The sequence below is a fragment of the Streptomyces sp. NPDC002958 genome (assembly GCF_055563255.1).
The window spans coordinates 384,182-406,455 of sequence record NZ_JBVHDS010000001.1; the positions used below are offsets into that span (position 1 = coordinate 384,182).

General features: G+C 71.6%; 16 protein-coding genes and 1 riboswitch. Of the genes, 9 read left to right on the forward strand and 7 right to left on the reverse strand.

The window, feature by feature from the left end:
* Positions 1-2 precede the first annotated feature (2 nt).
* The gene (locus ACZ3IC_RS01840; RefSeq protein WP_467411557.1) at positions 3-149 is read left to right on the forward strand and encodes a hypothetical protein; all 147 of its coding nucleotides are present in this window, start codon (positions 3-5) and stop codon (positions 147-149) included.
* Here the strand turns inward: ACZ3IC_RS01840 and ACZ3IC_RS01845 are convergent.
* On the reverse strand, positions 144-1,481 hold the full coding sequence (locus ACZ3IC_RS01845; protein ID WP_467411559.1) for a PspC domain-containing protein: 1,338 nt from the start codon (positions 1,479-1,481) through the stop codon (positions 144-146). The genes ACZ3IC_RS01840 and ACZ3IC_RS01845 overlap by 6 nt on opposite strands.
* A 230-nt stretch (positions 1,482-1,711) precedes the next feature.
* Between ACZ3IC_RS01845 and ACZ3IC_RS01850 the strand changes: the two genes are divergently transcribed.
* Both ACZ3IC_RS01850 and ACZ3IC_RS01855 read left to right on the forward strand, forming a co-directional pair.
* Entirely contained in the window at positions 1,712-3,010 is a 1,299-nt protein-coding gene (locus ACZ3IC_RS01850) for a PspC domain-containing protein (RefSeq protein ID WP_467411560.1), read from the forward strand.
* Positions 2,994-3,689 (forward strand): LuxR C-terminal-related transcriptional regulator, encoded by a 696-nt coding sequence (locus tag ACZ3IC_RS01855; RefSeq protein WP_467411562.1) that lies wholly within the window; start codon positions 2,994-2,996, stop codon positions 3,687-3,689. The genes ACZ3IC_RS01850 and ACZ3IC_RS01855 overlap by 17 nt, the downstream gene beginning before the upstream one ends.
* 96 nt (positions 3,690-3,785) lie before the next feature.
* Here ACZ3IC_RS01855 and ACZ3IC_RS01860 read toward each other — a convergent pair whose 3' ends face one another.
* Positions 3,786-4,820 carry a C40 family peptidase gene (locus tag ACZ3IC_RS01860; protein ID WP_467411563.1) on the reverse strand — a complete coding sequence of 345 codons (1,035 nt, stop codon included), beginning with the start codon at positions 4,818-4,820 and terminating at the stop codon, positions 3,786-3,788.
* A gap of 356 nt (positions 4,821-5,176) precedes the next feature.
* Between ACZ3IC_RS01860 and ACZ3IC_RS01865 the strand changes: the two genes are divergently transcribed.
* Positions 5,177-5,530: a hypothetical protein gene (locus tag ACZ3IC_RS01865; protein ID WP_467411565.1), complete on the forward strand. Its 354-nt coding sequence runs from the start codon at positions 5,177-5,179 to the stop codon at positions 5,528-5,530.
* Between the two features lie 88 nt (positions 5,531-5,618).
* Here the strand turns inward: ACZ3IC_RS01865 and ACZ3IC_RS01870 are convergent, their stop codons facing one another.
* Entirely contained in the window at positions 5,619-6,788 is a 1,170-nt protein-coding gene (locus ACZ3IC_RS01870) for a C40 family peptidase (protein WP_467411566.1), read from the reverse strand.
* Positions 6,787-6,951: riboswitch (cyclic di-AMP (ydaO/yuaA leader) on the reverse strand. Its footprint overlaps the gene before it by 2 nt.
* A gap of 257 nt (positions 6,952-7,208) precedes the next feature.
* On the opposite strand from ACZ3IC_RS01870, the gene pcrA reads away from it, so the two are divergent.
* Positions 7,209-9,653, forward strand: a complete 2,445-nt coding sequence (pcrA, locus tag ACZ3IC_RS01875) for a DNA helicase PcrA (protein ID WP_467411568.1) — start codon at positions 7,209-7,211, stop codon at positions 9,651-9,653.
* Positions 9,654-9,764: 111 nt separating this feature from the next.
* Here the strand turns inward: pcrA and ACZ3IC_RS01880 are convergent, their stop codons facing one another.
* Both ACZ3IC_RS01880 and ACZ3IC_RS01885 read right to left on the reverse strand, forming a co-directional pair.
* The gene (locus tag ACZ3IC_RS01880; protein WP_467411569.1) at positions 9,765-11,288 is read right to left on the reverse strand and encodes a M23 family metallopeptidase; all 1,524 of its coding nucleotides are present in this window, start codon (positions 11,286-11,288) and stop codon (positions 9,765-9,767) included.
* 250 nt (positions 11,289-11,538) lie between these two features.
* Complete coding sequence (locus ACZ3IC_RS01885; RefSeq protein ID WP_467411570.1) at positions 11,539-12,507, reverse strand: esterase/lipase family protein; 969 nt, start codon at positions 12,505-12,507, stop codon at positions 11,539-11,541.
* A gap of 439 nt (positions 12,508-12,946) precedes the next feature.
* On the opposite strand from ACZ3IC_RS01885, the gene ACZ3IC_RS01890 reads away from it, so the two are divergent.
* Entirely contained in the window at positions 12,947-13,360 is a 414-nt protein-coding gene (locus ACZ3IC_RS01890) for a cobalamin B12-binding domain-containing protein (RefSeq protein WP_467411572.1), read from the forward strand.
* Between the two features lie 615 nt (positions 13,361-13,975).
* On the opposite strand, the gene ACZ3IC_RS01895 is transcribed toward ACZ3IC_RS01890, so the two are convergent.
* Positions 13,976-15,568 (reverse strand): DUF5691 domain-containing protein, encoded by a 1,593-nt coding sequence (locus tag ACZ3IC_RS01895; protein WP_467411573.1) that lies wholly within the window; start codon positions 15,566-15,568, stop codon positions 13,976-13,978.
* 23 nt (positions 15,569-15,591) lie between these two features.
* On the reverse strand, positions 15,592-17,055 hold the full coding sequence (locus ACZ3IC_RS01900) for an SWIM zinc finger family protein (protein ID WP_467411574.1): 1,464 nt from the start codon (positions 17,053-17,055) through the stop codon (positions 15,592-15,594).
* 285 nt (positions 17,056-17,340) lie between these two features.
* On the opposite strand from ACZ3IC_RS01900, the gene ACZ3IC_RS01905 reads away from it, so the two are divergent.
* From ACZ3IC_RS01905 to ACZ3IC_RS01915, 3 genes are read left to right on the forward strand one after another with little or no spacing between them, the layout of a single operon-like run.
* Positions 17,341-18,453: an ATP-binding protein gene (locus ACZ3IC_RS01905; protein WP_467411576.1), complete on the forward strand. Its 1,113-nt coding sequence runs from the start codon at positions 17,341-17,343 to the stop codon at positions 18,451-18,453.
* A complete protein-coding gene (locus tag ACZ3IC_RS01910) occupies positions 18,450-20,894 on the forward strand; it encodes a DUF5682 family protein (RefSeq protein ID WP_467411577.1) in 2,445 nt (814 codons plus the stop codon). The genes ACZ3IC_RS01905 and ACZ3IC_RS01910 overlap by 4 nt, the downstream gene beginning before the upstream one ends.
* Positions 20,891-22,159 carry a VWA domain-containing protein gene (locus tag ACZ3IC_RS01915; protein ID WP_467411579.1) on the forward strand — a complete coding sequence of 423 codons (1,269 nt, stop codon included), beginning with the start codon at positions 20,891-20,893 and terminating at the stop codon, positions 22,157-22,159. Before ACZ3IC_RS01910 ends, ACZ3IC_RS01915 begins: the two co-directional genes overlap by 4 nt.
* Positions 22,160-22,274 lie beyond the last annotated feature (115 nt).

The window sequence follows — 22,274 nt, forward strand, 5'->3', positions numbered from 1 at the left end:
CGGTGGCGGCCAGCCAGAGGCCGCCGAAGAACAGCGGGAAGAAGAAGACCCACGAGGCTTCCCAGACCCCCGCCGCGTCCGCCGCGTATCCCGCTGCCAGGGCGAACATGACCACGCCCGCCACCGCCCGCCCCGGACGGATCTCATGACGCAGCACGGGTGACCTCCACCTGTCCGATGCCGACTTCGAGAGCGAGCTCGACCGTGCCGGCCGGTCTGCTGCCCGGGGGCGGCGGAAGCGTCCTGCGCTCCCGCTGCGACGGGTTGATGTCCACATCGGCCGGCGGGCCGGGCGGCGCATCGCTCGGCCCGCTGACCGGCAGCGTGACGTCGCCGAGGCCGACCCGCGCGTCCACCTTCACCGTCACCGCCTCCGGTACGACGACGACCGCGCGGCCCGCCCCGACCTTTACTTCCGTACGGACGGTGTCGCCCCGGGGGACCGTGATCCCGGTGAGGTCCAGCTGTGCCACGCCGGAGCCCAGTTCGTAGTGCGGCCGGACCGCCGCCGCCGACGCCGGCCGCCAGCCCTCGCGCACCCACTGGGTGGTGATGTCCTTCGGCAGCGCGGACGCGCCCGCCAGCAGGGCCGCCGTGGTCATCGACAGCATGACCGTGCCGAACCCGGTCCGGCCGAGGAACGCGCTGACCAGCATCCCGAGCCCGAACACCGCGAGCGCACCGGCCAGACCGAACTGCAGACTCGTACCGAACGGCTGGGAGTCCCAGCTCAGCCCCATGCCCAGACTGCCCGCGATCAGCGCGAACAGGAACACGAGACCGCCGATCGACGTCGGGCCCCTGGTACCGGGCTCCTGCCGGGGCACGCGGAACGGGTCTTCCGGCGTCGCCCCCCCGTGGCGTACGGCTGGGCCGTCGAGCGCCGCATCGGCCGGACCCCACAGATAGCCGGAGGCCACCGGTCCCGTGGTGCCGTCCTTGACGATCGGATCCCGCCACCACGACGGGCTGCCCGGCGTCGGCGGCGCCTTCACCTCGGGCGGCGCGTCCGCCACCGCCTGCGCGGTTGCCGGATGCAGCGGGTCCTCGGGCGCCGCCGTCCTGCGGTTCTGCGTCCAGACGGCGAAGCCGACGACGGCGAGCGACAGCATCGCGGAGAACGCCAGCGTGCCGCCGTTGCCCAGCATGGAGAGGAACAGCCCGCAGCCGATCAGCGCGAGGAGCGCCGCGATCAGCGACGCCCCCTCGACACGGCCGGACAGCAGCCTGCGCGCCTCGTTCTCGTCCTCGCCCTCCAAGGGGATCAGCAGCCAGGCGAAGCCGTAGAAGATCAGCCCGATGCCGCCGGTCACGGACAGCACACCGAGCACGATCCGGAAGATCACCGGATCGACGTCGCAGTACCGGCCGAGCCCGCCGCCCACCCCGGCCACGACCTTGTGCCGCGGGCTGCGCCGCAACTGCGATCGCGGTTCGGGGGATGGTGCGACACCGGGGGAGGCGTCCTGGGGAACGGTCATGGCTCCATGGTGACGGGCCGAGCGTCCGTCCGGACCCGAGCCGACCCTGGCCGATCCCTGATATTGGCCCGGCGGGCCCCTGGGGGCGAACCGGTACCGGGCCGGCGGCACCCGGGAGACTGCACCGGTAGCGGGCCTGCGCCCGGCGGAGACGTCCTCGCACCCTCTCAGGGTCCGGTCGGGGACGGACCCTGATGCCCTCGTGGGTACGGACATGTGACGATCGGGCAATGCCAGCCGCCACGCCCCGAGCCGCAAGCTCCCTCAACACCGACCTGGAGGAGCCGCCGCTGCGCAAGCTGTACCGCAGCGCCGACGGACGGCTGCTCGGCGGCGTCGCGCGCGGTCTTGCCGGGCATCTCGGGCTGCCCGTCGCCTGGGTGCGGTTCGTCTTCCTCGGCCTGTTCTTCGCGGACGGCCTGGGCTCGCTGCTCTACGCCGTGTTCTGGATCGTCGTTCCGCTCGGCGTCGGTGGTGTCGAGACGCCGCGCTCCGTCTTCGAGACCGCCCCGGACGGCAGACGCCGGCTCCGCAAACCCGACAAGGGGCAGGTCTTCGCCCTCATCGCACTGTTCATCGGCGCCATCGTCTTCGTCGGCAACGTCGACATGGGCAGCGAGGCCGACCGCTACATCTGGCCCATGCTGCTGATCGGCGCCGGTTCCGTACTGGTGTGGCGGCAGGCCGACAACGCCCGGCGCGCCCGCTGGATGGAGGTCGGCAGTCGCCGCCGGGTCCTGCATCTGGCCCGGGGACTGGCCGGGGTCGCCCTGGTCGGCCTGGGCCTGGCCGTCTTCATGGTGGTACGCGGCTCCGCGGCCCAGCTCGGCAACGTCCTGACCGCCGCGATCGCCGTACTCACCGGCATAGCGTTGCTGGCCGGCCCCTACCTCGTACGCATGACCCAGGACCTCTCCGAGGAGCGCCTGATGCGCATCAGGGCCCAGGAGCGCGCCGAGGTCGCCGCCCATGTCCATGACTCGGTGCTGCACACCCTCACCCTGATCCAGCGCAACGCGGAGGACGCGGGCGAGGTCCGCAGACTGGCCCGCGCCCAGGAACGCGAACTGCGCAACTGGCTGTACAACCCCGAGGGCACCGGCAAGGACGAGGACGACGAACCCGAGACCCTCGCCGAGGCGGTCAAGCGCGCCGCCGCAGAGGTCGAGGACAAGCACGGCGTCCCGCTGGAGGTCGTCGTCGTCGGCGACTGCCCGCTGGACGAGAAGCTGGCCGCGCAGATGCAGGCCGCACGCGAGGCGATGGTCAACGCCGCCAAGTACGGTGGCGAGGGTGGGGCGGTGCAGGTCTACGCGGAGGTCGAGGGCCGCACGGTCTTCGTCTCGGTGCGTGACCGGGGCCCGGGATTCGATCCGGATTCCGTACCGGGGGACAGAATGGGCGTACGAGAATCAATCATCGGCCGCATGCTGCGCAACGGCGGTACGGCGCGGCTGCGTTCGGTGCCCGGTGGGGGCACAGAGGTCGAGCTGGAGATGGAGAGGGCGAGCGATGACGGAGACCACTGAGGCGACCGGAGGCGCGGAGCGCCGGGTACGGGTCGTGCTCGTCGACGACCACCGGATGTTCCGCACCGGCGTGCAGGCCGAGATCGGCCGCACCGAGGAGACGGGCGTCGAGGTGGTCGGCGAGGCCGCCGATGTCGACCAGGCGGTCACCGTCATCACGGCGACCCGCCCCGAGGTCGTCCTCCTCGATGTCCACCTGCCCGGTGGCGGCGGTGTCGAGGTGCTGCGCCGCTGCGCCCCGCTGATGGGTGCCGTCGAGAACCCGGTGCGGTTCCTGGCACTGTCCGTCTCGGACGCCGCCGAGGACGTCATCGGTGTCATCCGCGGTGGCGCCCGCGGCTATGTCACCAAGACCATCACCGGCACGGACCTGGTCGACTCGGTCTTCCGGGTCCAGGACGGCGACGCGGTGTTCTCGCCCCGGCTGGCCGGCTTCGTCCTCGACGCCTTCGCCTCCACGGACGCACCGCCGGTCGACGAGGACCTGGACCGGTTGACGCAGCGCGAGCGCGAGGTGCTGAGGCTGATCGCCCGCGGATATGCGTACAAGGAGATCGCCAAGCAGCTGTTCATCTCGGTGAAGACGGTCGAGTCGCATGTCTCGGCGGTGCTGCGGAAACTCCAGCTGTCGAACCGGCACGAGCTGACCCGATGGGCGACGGCGCGACGGCTGGTCTGAGCCCCGCGGGGCTCCGCGCAGTCTTGGCGGGGCTCGTTCAGACGGCGTCGGGCGGGCTGCTCCGGCTGCGGGACGGCCCGGCCCGGCGTCGGGAGCCTATGCCACCCGGGTCGCTCCGGCGAAGGGCATCTGGTCGATCGGCGCGATCCGGACCGGTGCTCCCGGGCGCGGGGCGTGGATCATCTGGCCGTTGCCGATGTAGAGCCCGACATGGCTGATGCCGGAGTAGAAGAACACGAGGTCGCCCGGGGCGAGTTCGGAGCGCGGGATGTGTCGTCCGGCATTGATCTGGGTGTACGTGGTCCGGGGGAGCGAGACGCCGGCGGAGCGCCAGGCTGCCTGGGTGAGCCCGGAGCAGTCGAACGAGGAGGGGCCGGTCGCGCCCCAGACGTACGGCTTGCCGAGCGCCCCGTACGCGAACGCGACGGCCTCGGCGGCACGGGCGTTCGGTGCCTGGACAGAGCCGCGCGCGGTGCCGCGGGCGGAACGCGTACCGTCCGAGCCTTCATAGGCGGCCCGGTCGGCCGGGGACAGCGTGGCGAGGAGCCGCTGCGCGTCGGCCAGTTTGGTCCTGATCGTCGCCTTGTGCTTCTTCAGCTCGGCCTGGCGCGCCGTCAGCGCCGCCAGCTTTCCCCTGGCCTGCGAGCGCAGCTGGTCGATCCGGGCGACCTGGCGCTCCACCCCGTCGACCTCGGCGGCCTGGCGGTCGCCGATCCGGTCCACGTACGAGGCGCGCTCCAGATACTGGTCGGGGTCGGAGGAGAGCGCCAGCTGCACGGACGGATCGAGGCCGCCGGTGCGGTACTGGGCGGCGGCGAGGGAGCCCAGCGCGTTGCGCGAGGCGTTGAGGCGCTCGGTCCCGCGGGCGGCCTCGTCGCGCAGTGAGTCGACGGCATCGGCGGCGGCGGTCGCCTTCTCCTTCGCGCCGTTGTACTGCTCGGTGGCGACTTCCGCGTCGTGGTACAGCCGGTCCACCTCTGCCCTGACCTGGGCGGGGGTGCGCTGGGGGTCGGCGTGCGCGGAGCCGGGCAGGGCGGCAGCGGTGGCGGCCCCGGCAAGGGCGAGGGTGGCTGCGGTGCGGGCAGCAGAGCCGGTGTACGGGCGCTGCTTGGGTTTCCGATGCGCTGCCACGGGGGCGTGCGTCCTTCCTGACGACTGCCCGTCGGGGACTACCGGCGGGCCCGCCCGAGGTCCGGCGGCGGGTCGCCAACAGGGGAGCGGCCCGCCGCCGGACCTCTCGGCGGGGTGACCGGCCTGCCGTCCGGCTGCGGAGCGGCGGTGAAGCCGGTCACCTGGTCAGGACGCTAAACCCGGGACAGGGGGAAGAGTCGCAATGACGCCTATTGCCTGAATTTAGCGCGACACTGTCGCTAGCTGATCGAAAAAATTGCATCAAAGTCGGGCAATAGGTGCAGGCGTGAGTAAAGTGCCAGTAAGTCGCACCTGCCTGCGGAGTGGTGATATGGGCAAGGCTAGGCTGCGGACCCATGGACGTACTCATCAATGTCTTCGTCGCCCTGCACATCATCGGCATCGCCTCTCTGCTGGGCGGTTTCCTGACCCAGATGAAGGCGATGGGCGCGGGCACGGCCCGGTTCGTCCCGGCGATGCTGCACGGTGCGCTGACGATGCTGGTCACCGGTGTCGCACTGGTCGGGCTCAACGAGGCCGACGGCCATCACGTGAACAACATCAAGATCGGGGTCAAGCTGCTGCTCCTGGTCGTGATCCTCGCGCTCGTCTACGTCAAGAGGGACGAGGAGAAGGTCGACAAGGGCGCCTTCGCGGCAGTGGGCGGCCTGACGATCGCCAACATCTTCATCGCCACGCTCTGGACATGAGCCGGCCAGGCCGGCCCTGCGTCACCGGGCGGGCCCGGACCCGGGCCCGCCCGGTGACCGGCAGCCGAGGGGATGGCGGCGTGAGCCGCTACGCCGGTCGCACGCTGCCGTAGATCGGCATGTAGTAGATCGACTCCTCGCGCACATTCGCCCCCGGCTTCGGTGCGTGGATCATCATTCCGTCGCCCTTGTAGATGCCGACGTGGCTGATGTCGTCGTAGAAGAACACGAGGTCGCCCGGCCGCAGATCCGCCGTGGCGACCCGGGTGCCTGTCTCCACTTGGTCCCAGGTGGTGCGCGGGATGTCGACGCCCGCGGCCTTCCACGCGGCCTGGGTGAGCCCGGAGCAGTCGTACGAGGAGGGGCCCGTCGCGCCCCAGACGTACGGCTTGCCGATCTGGGCCGTGGCGAAGGCGATGACCTTCTCCGCCTTGGTGGTGTCGCTGGTGTCCGAGCCCGTTCCGGTGCCGGTTTCCGTGCCCGTTCCCGTACCGCTGCCGGATTCCGCCTCCTTCGCGGCCTCCGCGGCCTTGCGGTCCGCCTCCGCCTTGGCAGCGGCCTGCTGCTGCGCCAGCTCCTGCGCCTTGCGCTTGGCCTCCGCCTCCTTCTCGCGCTCCAGCGCCGCGAGCCGCGCCTTCTCCTCGGCGGTCAGCTCCGACAGCATCGCGCGCGCCTCGCCCAGCTTCTCCTGGACGTTCTGCTTGCTGGTGCGCAGCGTGGTCTGCGTCGCGGTCAGCGTCTCCAAACTCTGCACCGCTTCGGCCCGCTCCTTCGACGCCTTGGCCTGCTGCGTACGGAAGTCCGTGACCGCCTTCTGCTGCTGACCGGTCAGCCGGCTCATCAGCTGGTTCTGGTCGAAGTACGACTGCGGGTCGTCGGCCAGGAGGAAGGTGGTGCTCGGCGCGATGGAGCCCGTGCGGTACTGCGCGGCCGCGTAGGCGCCGAGAGTCCTGCGGGCGTCGTTGAGCTTGTCGGCGCGCTTCGCCACGTCCTCCAGCAGGGAGTCGACCTTGGCGCGCTGGGTGGCGGAGGCTTCCTTCGCCCGGTTGTACTGCTGGGTCGCGGCGCCCGCCTGCCGGTAGAGGTCGTCGACCTTCTTCTGGACGTCCTCGATGCTGGGCTTCGGAGAGGGCGCGGCCGTGGCGCTCTGCGTGGAGAGCAGGGTCACGGATGCCAGAGCGGCCGTCGTGAGCCCGATGGCCGGTGTGGTGGTGCGCACCCGGGTGCGCGGTTTGCGATGCGACGCCAAGGTCGGCATCTCCTTCCGTGGACCGCCTACCGGGTTAGCTGTCGGGTTCGGGCGGAACGGAAGGCTGCCCTACGGTCCGAGTGGGGATAAGGACCGATTCACCCCGTTGCTGCGCATGGGTCCCCGGTTCCGAACTCCCGCGTGGGCAGCCCGGATTCGGCGCGGGCGCCCGGTCGGCGTGGTTCGCCTCAGGGGGTACGGGCCGCCCGGTCGAGCACGCTAGCCAAACCATGATGCTGCTGTGAAGGTTGATGTTCGATATGCCCGATACATTTTCGTGATCTCGGCGAAGTGGGGCGGCAGGGGCGGGCAAGGGCCCGGAATCCCTTACGCGGCGTGGGTGCACGCTCTCGTTGTGTGCCCTCCCGTCGGGCGCGGTGCGCCATGCGGCCGCCGGGTGTCGGTGCGGCGGCCTAGACTCGACAAGCGATGAGCAGCCTCTTTGACGACAGCTTCCTGGCCGGCCTCCAGCACTCGGAGGAAGAGCCCCCGCCGCCCCCCGAGGACTCCGCACCCGAAGCGGTGCCGGAGGACCTCTTCGCGGGCGTGTTCGACGGGCCCCCGCCGCCGAGGGACGCGTACTACCGCGACGGCGCGCACCGCCCCGTCATCGACTCCGCGGCGCTCCTCGACGGGCTGAACACCGAACAGCGCGCCGCCGTGGTCCACGCGGGCTCCCCCCTGCTCATCGTCGCCGGAGCGGGTTCCGGCAAGACCCGGGTGCTGACCCACCGGATCGCCCACCTCCTCGCCGAGCGCGGGGTGCACCCCGGCCAGATCCTGGCGATCACCTTCACCAACAAGGCCGCGGGCGAGATGAAGGAGCGTGTCGAGCAGCTCGTCGGACCGCGCGCCAACGCCATCTGGGTCATGACCTTCCACAGCGCGTGCGTACGCATCCTGCGCCGCGAATCGAAGAAGCTCGGCTTCACCTCGTCGTTCTCGATCTACGACGCCGCCGACTCCAAGCGGCTGATGGCCCTGGTCTGCCGCGATCTCGACCTCGACCCGAAGCGCTTCCCACCGAAGTCGTTCACGGCCAAGGTCTCCAACCTGAAGAACGAACTGATCGACGAGGAGATCTTCGCCGGCCAGGCCGCGGACGGCTTCGAGAAGACCCTTGCCCAGGCCTACGCGATGTACCAGTCCCGGCTGCGCGAGGCCAACGCGCTGGACTTCGACGACATCATCATGACGACGGTCCATCTGCTCCAGGCGTTTCCCGATGTCGCCGAGCACTACCGCCGCCGCTTCCGGCACGTCCTGGTCGACGAGTACCAGGACACCAACCACGCCCAGTACACCCTCGTGCGCGAACTGGTCGGCCCGGCCGGCGAGGGCGACGCCCCCGCCGAGCTGTGCGTCGTCGGTGACGCGGACCAGTCGATCTACGCCTTCCGCGGCGCGACCATCCGCAACATCCTCCAGTTCGAGGAGGACTACCCGACCGCGACCACGATCCTCCTGGAGCAGAACTACCGCTCCACACAGACGATCCTGTCCGCCGCCAACGCGGTCATCGAGCGCAACGAGAGCCGCCGCCCCAAGAACCTCTGGACGAACGCCGGCACGGGCGCCCGGATCACCGGCTACGTCGCCGACACCGAGCACGACGAGGCCCAGTTCGTCGCCGACGAGATCGACCGGCTCACCGACGTGGGCGACGCCAAGGCAGGCGACGTCGCGATCTTCTACCGTACGAACGCGCAGTCCCGCGTCTTCGAAGAGATCTTCATCCGCGTCGGACTGCCCTACAAGGTCGTCGGCGGTGTGCGCTTCTACGAGCGCAAGGAGGTCCGTGACGTCCTGGCCTACCTCCGAGTCCTCGCCAACCCCGAGGACACCGTGCCGCTGCGCCGCATCCTCAACGTCCCCAAGCGCGGCATCGGCGACCGCGCCGAGGCGATGATCGACGCGCTGTCCCTGCGCGAGAAGATCACCTTCTCGCAGGCGCTGCGCCGGGTCGACGAGGCGTACGGCATGGCGGCCCGCTCGGCCAACGCCGTCAAGCGGTTCAACACGCTGATGGAGGAGCTGCGCACGATCGTCGATTCCGGCGCGGGTCCGGCGGTGGTCCTGGAGGCCGTCCTGGAGCGCACCGGCTACCTCGCCGAGCTCCAGGCGTCCACCGACCCGCAGGACGAGACCCGCATCGAGAACCTTCAGGAACTCGCCGCCGTCGCCCTCGAATTCGAGCAGGAGCGGGGCGAGTCCGGCGAGGAGGGCACGGGCACGCTCGCTGAATTCCTGGAGAGGGTCGCGCTCGTCGCCGACTCCGACCAGATCCCCGACGAGGACGAGGACGGCTCCGGAGTCATCACCCTGATGACACTGCACACCGCGAAGGGCCTCGAATTCCCGGTGGTCTTCCTGACCGGCATGGAGGACGGCGTCTTCCCGCACATGCGTGCGCTCGGTCAGGTCAAGGAGCTGGAGGAAGAGCGGCGGCTCGCGTACGTGGGCATCACCCGGGCCCGCGAGCGGCTCTATCTGACGCGGGCGGCGATGCGCAGTGCGTGGGGGCAGCCCTCGTACAACCCGCCGTCGCGGTTCCTGGAGGAGATCCCGGACCAGCACCTGGAGTGGAAGCGGACCGGGCCGATGGCAGCTCCGGCCGGACCGACGTCGGGGATCACCTCGTCGCTGTCCTCGTCGCGCTCGCGCTCCGGCCCCTCGGGCTTCGCGACCCGGCGCACCTCGGACAAGCCGACGATCGCGCTGGCCGTCGGGGACCGGGTCACGCACGACCAGTTCGGGCTCGGTACGGTGACGGCGGTCGAGGGGATCGGCGACCAGGCGAAGGCGACGGTCGACTTCGGGGACGAGCGGCCGAAGAAGCTGCTGCTGCGGTACGCGCCGGTCGAGAAGCTGTAGGCGGGGCGGCAGCCGGGGCCGTTGCTCCGGCTGCCGGGCGCGGGGGGTTGGGCGCCGGGCGCCGGGCGTTGACCGCCGGGCGCCGGGCGCGGGCGTCGGCCGCCGGGTGGCTCAGTTCGGGTCGACGCCGTGACTGCGGAGCCAGGGGAGCGGGTCTATCGCCGCGCCACCACCGGGCCGCACTTCGAAGTGCAGGTGCGGGCCGGTCGAGTTCCCGGAGTCACCGGAGTACGCGATGACGTCACCGGCCTTGACCGGGCCCGAACGGATTCGGGTGCTGCTCAGGTGGCAGTACCAGGTCTCGGTCCCGTCGGCCATGGTGACGATCGCCATGTTCCCGTAGGCGCTGTTCAACTGGGTGCGTACGGTGCCGTCGGTCGCGGCCATCACGGGTGTGCCGTACGAGACGGGGAAGTCGATGCCCGTGTGCACGGACATCCAGTTGACGCCCGCCTGGCCGTAGTACGCACTGAGGCCGTGCTGCGCGACCGGCATGACGTACTTGGGGCGCAGGGCCTCCTTGCGGGCGGCCTCTTCCTCGCGCTTCTTCTTCTCGGCGGCCTGCCGCTCCCTTAGGTCGATGCGTTCCTGGGTGCGGCTGGCGCGGTCGGCGAAGTTCTCGGCGTCGGCGCTGAGGTTGGCGAGCTGGGCGTCCAGCTTGTTGTTGGCGGCGACCGGCTTGACGGAGCCGGGGTCGGCGGTCGCCAACGTGGTCGTGCTGTCGTCCTTCTTCTCCTCGCTGCCCAGTCCGCCGACGGAGGCTGCGGCGATACCGGCCACGCTCATCACGCAGGCAGAGGGAACGACGACCGCGAGGAGCGCGGAACGCTTCGCGGGGGAACGCCGCCGACTGCGGCTGCCGCCACCACCGCTGCGGGTGGCGAGGCGGCTCAGGGGGCGGCGCGGGTCGGGCACGGCGTCGGCTGGGGCTTCGTGTCCGTCGGCGTCGTGCCCGTCCGAACCGAAGTCCGTCTCCGGGAGGCTGAACTCGGCGGTGCGGTAGGGCTCGTACGGGTCGTGGGAGTCCTGGTCCGTATAGGACTCGTACGGCTGGTGCGCCTCGTGCGCCTCTTGTACTTCGTGTGCCTCTTGCGCTTCGTGCAACACCTGTGCGGTTTGCGCAGTTTGCGCGGTTTGCTGATCGTGCTCGGGCGTGGCGCCGGTGTTCCAGGCGGTGGCGTCGTACGCGCCGGTGTCGTACGTGGCCATGTCGGCCGTCGCCCACTGGCCGGTCCGGTACCAGTCGTTGGTGTCCCACTGGCCGGTGGCGTCCGGGGTGCCGCCCTGTGCCGGAATGTTGGCGAAGGTGGCGGTGGCGGCCGTGGTCGCTGCCGTGCCGTAGTCGGCGGGCGTCCAGGTGGCTGTGGTGTCGTACGTCGGACCTGCGGCGTACTGCTGCTGGGGCTGCGCCGCGTACGGGGCGTAGGCGTCGTACGAGGTGGTCGGGTGTGCGCCCGTGTCCCACTGCGTGGAGTCGTACTGGCCGCTGTGACCGGCCTGCCCGGTGTCGTAGCCCGTGTCGTACGTGCCGTCGTAGCCGCCGGGGAGGGAGCCGAAGAGTGGATCGGTGTCGAAGCTGCCGGTGGATTGACCGTCATATTCGGCGTACCCGGCGTGGGGGTGCTGGTCGTCCACCAACTTCTCTCTCGCCTCGGCAGCAGGACCTGTGGTCTGGGGTCCGGCGGGGGGACCCCAGGGGAAGCAGTGGCCGCGACTGTACCCGGCGGTACGCGACGTCGACAATCTTCGACAGGTTCGAGCGGCTCAGGAAACGGGCAATCGGCCGTGTTTCGACAGGCTGTCCACACAGCCTTGGCTCTATGTTCGAAACGCGTTCTATTTGCGGGGTCTTCGGCGGGATGCGGCGGGGCGGGGTCCGTCCCGATCAGGCCACCGAAGCGGCTCCGGTAGATCCGGCCGTTCCGGCAGCTTCTGTGGCTCCTGTAGCCCCTGTAGCCCCTGTAGCCCTTGTGGCTCCTGTGGCTCCGGCCGTTCCTGCGGCTTCGATCGTCGTCGATTCGCGGGACTCCAGCGCCTGCCGGACCGCGGCGGCGACGGTCGGGTGCATCGGGAGTGCGAGATGGCCGATGCCGCTGACGCGTACGTTGAGCGCGTCGAGATCCGGGTGGTCGATGCAGGCCGCCTCGACCGGGACGATCATCCGGTCCAGCTCGCTCCAGAAGCTCACGAACCGGGTGCGGCAGCCGGGCGCCGGCCTGCGCAATTCCTCGATCGGTGCGGAGCCCGTACGCATCTGGCGCACGATGGGGATGGCGCTCGCCAGCGGGGCGACGTCCGTGCCCCCGTGCGGTGTGCCGAGGGTGACCAGCGTGCGCACGCGCTGGTCACCGCCCAACCGCTGGACGTAGTAGCGGGCGATCAGGCCGCCGAGGCTGTGCCCGACGATGTCGACCTCGTGGTGTCCGGTGCGGGCGCAGATCTCTTCGACGTGCCGCCCGAGCAGCTCGGCCGCTGCACGGATGTCGCAGGTCAGCGGCGAGTAATTGAGCGATTCCAGATGGCGCCAGCCGTGCCGGGCGAGGGAGCGGCGCAGCAGGACGAAGACCGAACGGTTGTCGATGAAGCCGTGCAGGAGCACGACGGGCGGCCGGTCGCTGCCCTCGGTGGGCAGGGCGGACATCCCGGCGGGTGTGGGTGCGGGTGTGGGTGTGGGCGGTTCGGCCGGGAGTGGCGGGGGCCGCCGCTCCCCGGTGATGCCGGTGGGGTAGAGGAGCGCATGCCCGGCCAGGACCACCAGCTCGAGTGCGGTGGCCTTGAGCAGCGCGGATGACAGCCGGGTGCAGCACAGACACGGCCGACGCGGCAGTAGGGGAAGGAAAGGCAGGACCTGCATGGCCGACCTCCTGCTTCGGCAAGCGGGGAGGCGGCTCCGGCCCCGTATGCCCTCGTGGGGTGCCGTTGCGGAGGTACGGCCGTCCCGCCCGGCCACCCGACCGGGGGTTCGGCCTCGATTCGCAGGCCCCTGTTCACCGGTGGTGACGACCGGTGAACGACCGGCCGACGCGCCCGATGCCGATGGGCCCGGCGGGCCGTACCACCGTGCCGCGCGGCTGGCGGCGCGGTGGTACGGCGACCTTTGTAGCGGCTCCCCTGGCGGCCGGTCCCGCACGGCAGGTGTGCCGCGTCAAGCGGGAACGGCGCCCGGTGAACATGTCCCACGTGTGATTTCCCCCTCCCCGCCCACCGCGAAACGACGGGTTGCGGGATGCTGTCGATAACGTTCGTTCACATCCCCGGCCCTTCAGGCGCGGGAGAGGCATGTGGAGGCAGTGATGGGTGTGACCGGTCCGATCCGTGTGGTGGTGGCCAAGCCGGGCCTGGACGGCCATGATCGCGGGGCCAAGGTGATCGCGCGGGCGCTGCGTGACGCCGGTATGGAAGTCATCTACACCGGGCTCCACCAGACGCCCGAGCAGATCGTGGACACCGCAATCCAGGAGGACGCCGACGCGATCGGCCTCTCGATCCTCTCCGGTGCGCACAACACGCTCTTCGCCAAGGTGATCGAGCTGCTGAAGGAGCGCGACGCTGAGGACATCAAGGTCTTCGGCGGCGGCATCATCCCGGAGGCGGACATCGCACCGCTGAAGGATCAGGGCGTCGCGGAGATCTTCACCCCGGGTGCGACGACGGCGTCGATCGTCGACTGGGTCAACGCGAACGTCCGCCACCCCGCGGACGCCTGACTCCCCCGCCGCGAGGCAGCGGGCCGAATGGTCCGCTTGCCCCGGGTGGTGCGTCGGGGACGGCTGTACGGGGCCGGTCGTCTCGGACTGGTCGCCCCGGGCCGGTTGGTCGGAATCGCTCGCCCGGGACCGGCGCTTTGGGCCGCCTGTACCGCTTGCCCGCGACAGGGTGGCCGGGACGGTGTAGTGCTTGCCCGGGACCGGCGCATTGGGCCGCCTGTACCGCTTGCCCGGGACGGGGTGCCCGGGACGGCTGTACCGCTTGCCTGGGACGGGGTGACCGGGCCGCCCGTACCGTTTGCCCGGGACGGGGTGCCCGGGCTGGGCGCCTGCCCCTCTGCCGGACACTCTGCCCCCGGGCCCGCTTCCTGCCCGCGCCCGGCTTCTCCGCCCGGGGCCTCGCTCAGTTTCCGGATGCTCGGCCTGGGGCTTCGGTCCTCGGGCGCCGCCTCGCCGGGGTCTGGGACATTCGACCCAGGGTTTCGGTCCTCGGGCGCTGCCCCGCCCAGTCCCGGACCTTCGCCCCAGGGCCTCGCGGCCCTCAGCCGCCCGGCCCCCCGCGCCAAAGCGCCCGATGCCTGCTGACCGCGCCCCGGCTCGGAGCCCGCCGCACCCTCAGCCCGGTATCAGTTCCAAGTCCATCGTCGCGCGCAGGCGCAGCGTGGAGACCAGTCGCTGGAAGGCCTCCGACCAGTAGCCGTTCGCGCCCGGTGAGGCGTCCTCCGGTTCGTCCGGGGTGGTGGTGAGGACCTCCAAGCGGTCTGCCTCGGACGGGTCCAGGCAGCGCTCGGCGAGGCCCATCACGCCGCTGAAGCTCCAGGGATAGCTGCCCGCGTCCCGGGCGATGTCCAGGGCGTCGACGACCGAGCGGCCGAGTGGCTCGGCCCAGGGTGTCGGGCAGACCCCGAGCAGTTGAAAGGCCTCCGACAGCCCGTGGGCCGCGATGAAGTCGGCCACCCATTCGGCCCGTTGGGCTGAGGGAAGCACGGCGAGCAGCTTCGACCGCTCGGCGAGCGACGCCGTACCGGGGCCGTTCGACGGGGGGACGGAGGGGGTGCCGAGCAGTGCGCGGGCCCACTCCGGATCCCGCTGCCGCACCGCTGCCCGGCACCATGCCGCGTGCAGTTCGTCGGCCCAGCCGTCGGCCACCGGCAGGGCGACGATCTCTTGTGCGGTGCGGCCACCGAACCGCCCCGGCCAGGCGGCGAGCGGGGTCGCCTCCACCAACTGTCCCAGCCACCAGGACCGTTCGCCCCGACCGGACGGCGCAGCCGCGACCACGCCGTCGCGCTCCATCGCGGCGTCGCATTCGTGCGGGGCCTCCACGGCGACCGAGGTGTCGTCTCCCGTCAGGTCCGGGCTCACGCAGGACATCGCACGGTCCGCCATCCGGCCGGCGAACGCCGACTCCGGCAGCGCGGACAGCAGTTCGGCAGCCGTCGAGCGGACATTGCGACTGCGGTCGGAAAGGGACTGTTCCAGGAAGGCCTCGTCCGCTCCGGACAGCCCGGTGCGCAGCGAATCGAGGAACATCAGCCGGTCCTCGGCGCGCTCGGTCGTCCACGTGGTGGCGAGCAGTGCGAGCGCTTCAGCGGGATCGTGCGCCCGTACGGCCCCGAGCAGCGCGATCCGTTCGGCGAACAGGCCCTCCTCCCACAGCCGGGTGACCGCTGCCGGCTCCGTGACGTCGGGCAGCGACGAGCTGCCTGACGAGCCGCGCAGAGCGAACTTCCACTCGGGGTTCAGCCCGGCCAGCCACAGCCCGCGCGGCCCGGCGAAGGCCAGGGCCTGCGGCCGCAGATCGGTACGGGACCTGGCCGCGTCCAGCAGGGGCGGGAGCAGTGCGGCCGGGGCCCGGAAACCGTGCTGATTGGCGATCGCCAGCCACTGGGGGATCAGCTCCGTGAGATCAGGAGCCGTGCCGCGTCGGCCCCCCGCGCCGCCGGGTGCCGACCGGTCCGCGAGCAGTTTGGCGAGCCTGCGCCGGGCGGCCGGGGGCAGCGGCGGCCGAGGGTCCGCGGGCGCCGGCTCGGGCCGGGCGGCCGCGGAGGCGGGCAGCAGTCCCGCCCGGCGCCGCACGGTGTGGAGCGCCGCCGCGTCCAGCAAGGCGGCCGGTCCGCCGCCTCCCTCGGCCGGGCGGCGGTCGGTGCCGAGAAGCGCCGACGTGACGAGCTCTTCCCATGGCGCGGGTGCGATGGTGCGAGGCATTGGGTCCCCCTTCGAATCCAACGTCAGATGAGCGGCACGGTCTCGGACGTCGTGTCGACGCTGCTGCGGCCGACGCCGTCGGCATCGACTCCGTGGGTTCCGGCGTCGGCTCCGGCGTCTGCGTCCGTGCACCAGGCCGCGAGCGGGTCGAAGCCGCGGTGGCCGCATTCGCCGAAGACCGTGACCGGGGAGCCGCCGGAGAGCGCGACGAGCTTCCACAGTCCGGGCCGGGACAGAGCCGCCGGGGCGATGGGCAGGGCCGCATCGCCCGCCGCGTCGACCAGTTGCCAGCCGTCCCCCGACGGCACGGGTATGACCTTGTGCAGCGTCACCGGCCAGGCCTCCAGCCAGGGGTCGTCCCGCAGGGCGTGTCCGTACGCGCCGATCGCGGACGCCGCCGTGTCACCCGGTGGTGGGGCGCCGGCCGGTGACGGGACACCGAACTGCCGGACCAGCTCCGCCCGTAGCCGGCCGGCACCCGGATAGGGCGTGATTTCGGCGTCGATGGTGACGCCCACCGGCAGTGCCAGCGCGGGGGAGCGCCCGGCCGCCCCGAAGGAGAGCAGCAGTGCCGTACGGCCCGAGTCTCTCCCGTACAGCCAGATACGACGCGTGACGATCTTGCCGTCCGGGGTGTCGTACTGGGCGAGGACCAGCCAGTGGTCGCGGACCGGTGGGCCCTCGGCGGGGGCGGTCAGCCCCACACGGGTACGGACCGTGGCCGCCAGTGGCTCCGGCAGCCGGTCGATGCCCAGCCAAGCGCTGTCCAGCAGGTGCAGCAGCGCGCACCCCTCCAGCAGCCGCACCGGCCAGCCCGGCCCGGACGCCGGTATGGAGCCCAAGTCCCTTACCCGGGCGGCCAGTCCGGGGGCCTGGGCGTCGACCATGCGGGCTGCCGTCTCCTCCCACAGTCCGTACCCCGACTGATCGGCTGCTGCCAGACCGCCGCGCAGCAGGTCCATCAGGCGCTGCTCCAGTTCCTGTGCGCCACCGGTGATCCGCTCGGCCCGGCGCTCGGCGCGCCGCCGGGCGGCCTCCGGGTCGGCCGGGCCCGTGGCCGAGGCGCCGCCCGCCGTCGGCCCATCCTTCTCCGCCTTCTCCGACGCACGCTTGCGACGGCCCGTCAGCCACTTACCGGCCCAGTCGGGCACCTCGCCCGAGGGCAGGGCCGATTCGCCGGACGCCCAGACCAGCAGCAGGCCCAGCGCGTGCTTGCACGGGAACTTCCGGCTGGGGCAACTACACGTGTACGCGGGGCCGGTGGTGTCCACCACCGTTTGATACGGCTTGCTTCCGCTTCCCTTGCACAGACCCCACACCGCACCCGAACCATCACACCCGCCGCCCGACCACGGGCCGGTCGAACCGAGCTTGCTTCCCGCCTTGCGTGACGACTCGTCAGGAGCCAGGGCCAGGACCTGCTCCACCGTCCAGCGCGCAGCCGGGTCGGCGGTGCGCAAGGGTTCTCCCCCGTGAGATAGCAGCATGGGAACGACGGTAGAACGCACCACTGACAATCGGCCCGATCGCCCTGGACGAGGGCGGGGCCGATGTCACCTGCTCGATCACGCACAAGGGCGAGGTCATCAAGGAGGCCAAGGGTGGGGCCTTGCCTCATCGCAGCGGGCGGCTGCGTCGCCATCTCGCCGGTGACCGGCTGAACTCTCCGACCGCAGCGGGCGAATCGGCCCCGACCCGCAGTCGGAGCCGATTGTCAGTGCCATGGTGCACCGTGGGAACCACATCAGGTCGACCGATCTGGAGGGGGATCCATGACCGTGTCCGAAACCATCGCCGCCGTCGGCGCGCAGGCCCTGCGACCGCATGCGGAGGACGCCTTCGCCCATGAGCTGAAGGCCCTTGCCGCGGCCGACGACCGCCCGAGGCCCGCCCGTTGGCAGCTGTCCCCGTGGGCCGTCGCCACCTACCTGCTCGGCGGCACACTGCCGGACGGCACGGTGATCACGCCCAAGTACGTCGGGCCGCGCCGCCTCGTCGAAGTCGCCGTGACCACACTCGCCACCGACCGCGCCCTGCTGCTCCTCGGCGTTCCCGGCACCGCCAAGACCTGGGTCTCCGAGCATCTCGCGGCCGCCGTCAGCGGCGACTCGACGCTGCTCGTCCAGGGCACGGCGGGCACCCCGGAGGAAGCCGTCCGCTACGGCTGGAACTACGCGCAACTGCTTGCGCACGGGCCCAGCCGTGACGCCCTCGTGCCGAGCCCGCTCATGCGCGCCATGTCCGACGGCATGACCGCGCGGATCGAGGAACTCACCCGTATCCCCGCCGATGTGCAGGACTCGCTCATCACGATCCTGTCGGAGAAGACGCTCCCCGTCCCCGAACTGGGGCAGGAGGTCCAGGCGGTCCGCGGCTTCAACGTCATCGCCACGGCCAACGACCGCGACCGCGGAGTCAACGAGCTGTCCAGCGCGCTGCGCCGCCGGTTCAACACCGTCGTGCTGCCGCTGCCCGCCACCCCCGACGCAGAGGTCGACATCGTGTCCCGGCGCGTCGATCAGATAGGGCGTTCGCTCGACCTCCCCGCCGCGCCTGACGGCATGGCCGAGATCCGTCGCGTCGTCACGGTCTTCCGCGAGCTGCGCGACGGAGTCACCACCGACGGCCGCACCAAACTCAAGTCCCCTTCAGGAACGTTGTCGACGGCCGAGGCGATCTCCGTCGTCACCAACGGTCTGGCGCTGGCCGCGCACTTCGGTGACGGGGTGCTGCGTCCCGGTGATGTGGCGGCGGGCATCCTCGGCGCGGTCGTCCGCGACCCCGCGGCAGACCGGGTGGTCTGGCAGGAGTATCTGGAGACCGTCGTCCGGGAGCGGGACGGGTGGAAGGACTTCTACCGCGCCTGCCGCGAGGTATCCGCATGACCGGGGCCGCGCGTCCTGTAGGACCGCTGCTGCTGGGCGTGCGGCACCACGGACCGGGCTCGGCCCGAGCCGTGCGTGCGGCCCTGGATGCCGCCCGCCCGCGAGCCGTGCTGATCGAGGGGCCTCCGGAGGGCGACGCACTGCTGCCGTTGGCCGCCGACGAGCAGATGCGGCCGCCGGTCGCGCTCCTCGCCCACGTTGTGGACGACCCGGGACAGGCGGCGTTCTGGCCGCTGGCCGCGTTCTCGCCCGAGTGGGTCGCGATCCGCTGGGCGCTGGCTCATGACGTCCCGGTCCGCTTCATTGACCTGCCCGCGGCGAACTCCCTGGCCATGACACAGGCAGCGGAACGCGAAGCGGGCGGAGGCGGAGGTGCGGACGGGGACGGGGGAGTGGACGGGGACAGGAAGGGGGAGGCAGGGCCGGCTACGGGCGACTCGCCCGCGCAGGCCCCGGTCGACCCCATCGGCGTACTGGCCAGGACCGCGGGATACGACGACCCGGAGCGCTGGTGGGAGGACGTCGTTGAACACCGCACCCGGGGCGGCGAAGCCGTCGACCCGCGGGCACCGTTCGCCGCGCTCGCCGAGGCCATGACGGCCCTGCGCGAGGTGTACGGGGACGGCGGCCATCCCCGGGACGCCGTGCGGGAGGCGTACATGCGCATCCAGCTGCGCAAGGCAGCAAAGGAGTTCGGCGACGACATCGCGGCCGTCTGCGGCGCCTGGCATGTGCCCGCGCTCGCCACGAAGACCACACTGGCCGCCGACCGCGCCCTGCTCAAGGGGCTGCCCAAGGTCAAAGCCGAATTGACCTGGGTGCCCTGGTCGCACCGCCGGCTCGCCCGGCACAGCGGATACGGCGCGGGCATCGACTCGCCCGGCTGGTACGGACACCTCTTCGACGCCACCGACCGCCCGATCGAGCGATGGATGACGAAGGTCGCCGGACTCCTGCGCGACGAGGACCGGTTCGTGTCGTCCGCCCATGTCATCGAGGCCGTCCGACTCGCCGAGACACTCGCCGCCATGCGCGGACGCCCGCTCGCCGGGCTGAGCGAGACGACCGACGCGATCCGGTCCGTCATGTGCGAAGGCTCCGATGTGCCGCTCGCGCTCGTACAGGACCGGCTGATCGTCGGCGAGACACTCGGCGAAGTACCGGACACCGCCCCCGCCGTACCCCTGCAACGCGACCTCACCCGACAGCAGCGCAGGCTCCGGCTCAAACCGGAGGCGCTGGAGCGGGAGCTGGAGCTCGACCTGCGCAAGGACACCGACGCGGCCCGCAGCCGGCTGCTCCACCGGCTGCGGATCCTCGCCGTCGGCTGGGGGGAGCCCGCCGCTGGCCGGGGGAGCACCGGCACGTTCCGGGAGAGCTGGCGGCTGCGCTGGGAACCCGAGTTGTACGTACGGGTCGCAGAGGCCGGGACATGGGGCACCACCGTGCTCTCCGCGGCGACCGCCAAGGCCGAGTCCCAGGCGGCTTCGGCGACCGCACTCGCCGAGGTCACCGCACTTGCCGAGCAGTGCCTCCTCGCGGAACTGCCCGACGCGCTGCCCGTGGTGATGCGGGCCCTCGCCGACCGCGCCGCGCTCGACGCCGACGTCGGCCATCTCGCCGACGCCCTGCCCGCGCTCGCCCGAACCCTGCGCTACGGCGACGTGCGGTCCACGGACACCGCGGCACTCGCGGAGGTCGCGGCCGGGCTCGCCGAGCGGATCTGCGTCGCACTGCCACCCGCCTGCGCCGGGCTCGACACCGACGGCGCCGCCGAACTGCGCCGCCGGGTGGACGGGGTGCACACCGCGATCGGGCTGCTCACCGGGGCCGTCCCCGATGACACGGACGGGCTGCGCGAGCGCTGGACCGCCGTACTGCACAAGCTCGCCGCCCGGGACACGGTCGCGGGCGTCATCCGGGGCCGCGCGGCCCGTCTGCTGCTCGACGAAGGACGGCTCGCAAAGGACGACGCGGCACGGCTGATGGGCCTGGCCCTCTCGCCCGGCACACCCCCGGCCGACGCCGCGGCCTGGATCGAGGGGTTCGTCGGCGGAGCAGCCGGGGGCGGCATGCTCCTCGTCCACGACGAGCGACTGCTCGGCCTGATCGACGCCTGGCTCAGTGGGGTTCCCGCCGACACCTTTGCCGATGTACTGCCCCTGCTGCGCCGCACCTTTGCCGCGTACGAAGCGGGTGTACGGCGCACGCTGGGCGAGCTCGTACGGCGCGGTCCGGCCGCCGGGGGACCGACAGCCACCGGCACCGGGGCGACGGCGCCCGGCTTCGGCCCCGGACTCGACGGGGCCCGGGCCGACGCGGTGATACCGGTGCTGCGCCTCCTGCTCGGTCCGGACACCGGCACCGATCCGGACCTGAGCACCACCGACCCGGACAAGAACGCCGAGAACGTCAAGGAACCGCTGGGGGCAACGGGATGACCATGGACACGGCCGGCACCACACCACCCCCGGCCCACAGCTCGTCGCCTGGCCCGGCCAACAGCTCGTCGCCCGGCCCGGCGGACCGCTCGGTTCGGCCCGGCCCGGCGGACGGCGAGCGGCTGCGCCGGTGGCGGTTGGTCCTGGGCGGGGACAGCGCCGAGAGCACCGGCTGCACCCTCACCGGACGCGACGCCGCGATGGACGGCGCGCTGACCGCGCTGTACGGCGGCGGGGGCGGACCGGGGGGCCGGGGCGGAAGCAACCGCTCGGCCGGACTCGGGGCCTCCGCCCCCTCCGTGGCCCGCTGGCTCGGCGACATCCGCACGTACTTCCCCAGCTCTGTCGTCCAGGTCATGCAGCGTGACGCGATCGACCGACTCGGCCTCTCCGCACTACTGCTGGAGCCGGAGATGCTGGAGGCCGTCGAGGCGGACGTCCATCTCGTCGGGACGCTCCTCTCGCTCAACAAGGCCATGCCCGAGACGACCAAGGAGACCGCAAGAGCGGTCGTGCACAAGGTCGTCGACGATCTGGAGAAGCGGCTCACCACCCGCACCCGGGCCACACTCACTGGCGCGCTGGACCGCTCGGCGAAGATCAACCGGCCGCGCCACCACGACATCGACTGGGACCGCACCATCCGGGCCAACCTCAAGAACTACCTCCCGGAGTACGGCACCGTCGTCCCCGAGCGGCTCATCGGCTACGGGCGGGCCGCGCAGTCCGTGAAGAAGGATGTGATCCTCTGCATCGACCAGTCGGGGTCGATGGCCGCCTCCGTCGTCTACGCCTCCGTCTTCGGCGCCGTACTCGCCTCGATGCGCGCCCTGCGGACCAGACTCGTCGTCTTCGACACGGCTGTGGTCGACCTCACCGACCAGCTCGACGACCCCGTCGACGTACTCTTCGGCACCCAGCTCGGCGGCGGCACCGACATCAACCGGGCCCTCGCCTACTGTCAGTCGCAGATCACCCGTCCCGCCGACACCGTCGTCGTCCTCATCAGCGACCTCTACGAGGGCGGCATACGCAACGAGATGCTGAAACGGGTCGCCGCGATGAAGACCTCCGGCGTGCAGTTCGTGACCCTCCTCGCGCTGTCCGACGAGGGCGCGCCCGCCTACGACCGCGACCATGCGGCAGCACTCGGCGCCCTGGGCGCACCCGCGTTCGCATGCACCCCGGACCTCTTCCCCGACGTGATGGCGGCGGCGATCGAGAAGAGGCCGCTTCCCATACCGGACAAGGAGACCCAGCAGTGATCACTCAGGCGCATCCGGGACCGGCGGCCTGACCGCCTGACCGCCCGGACCGCCCGCACCGCCTGACCGCCCAATCCGGGGCCCGTCCCCGTATCACCGCACCCGCAGCGATTTG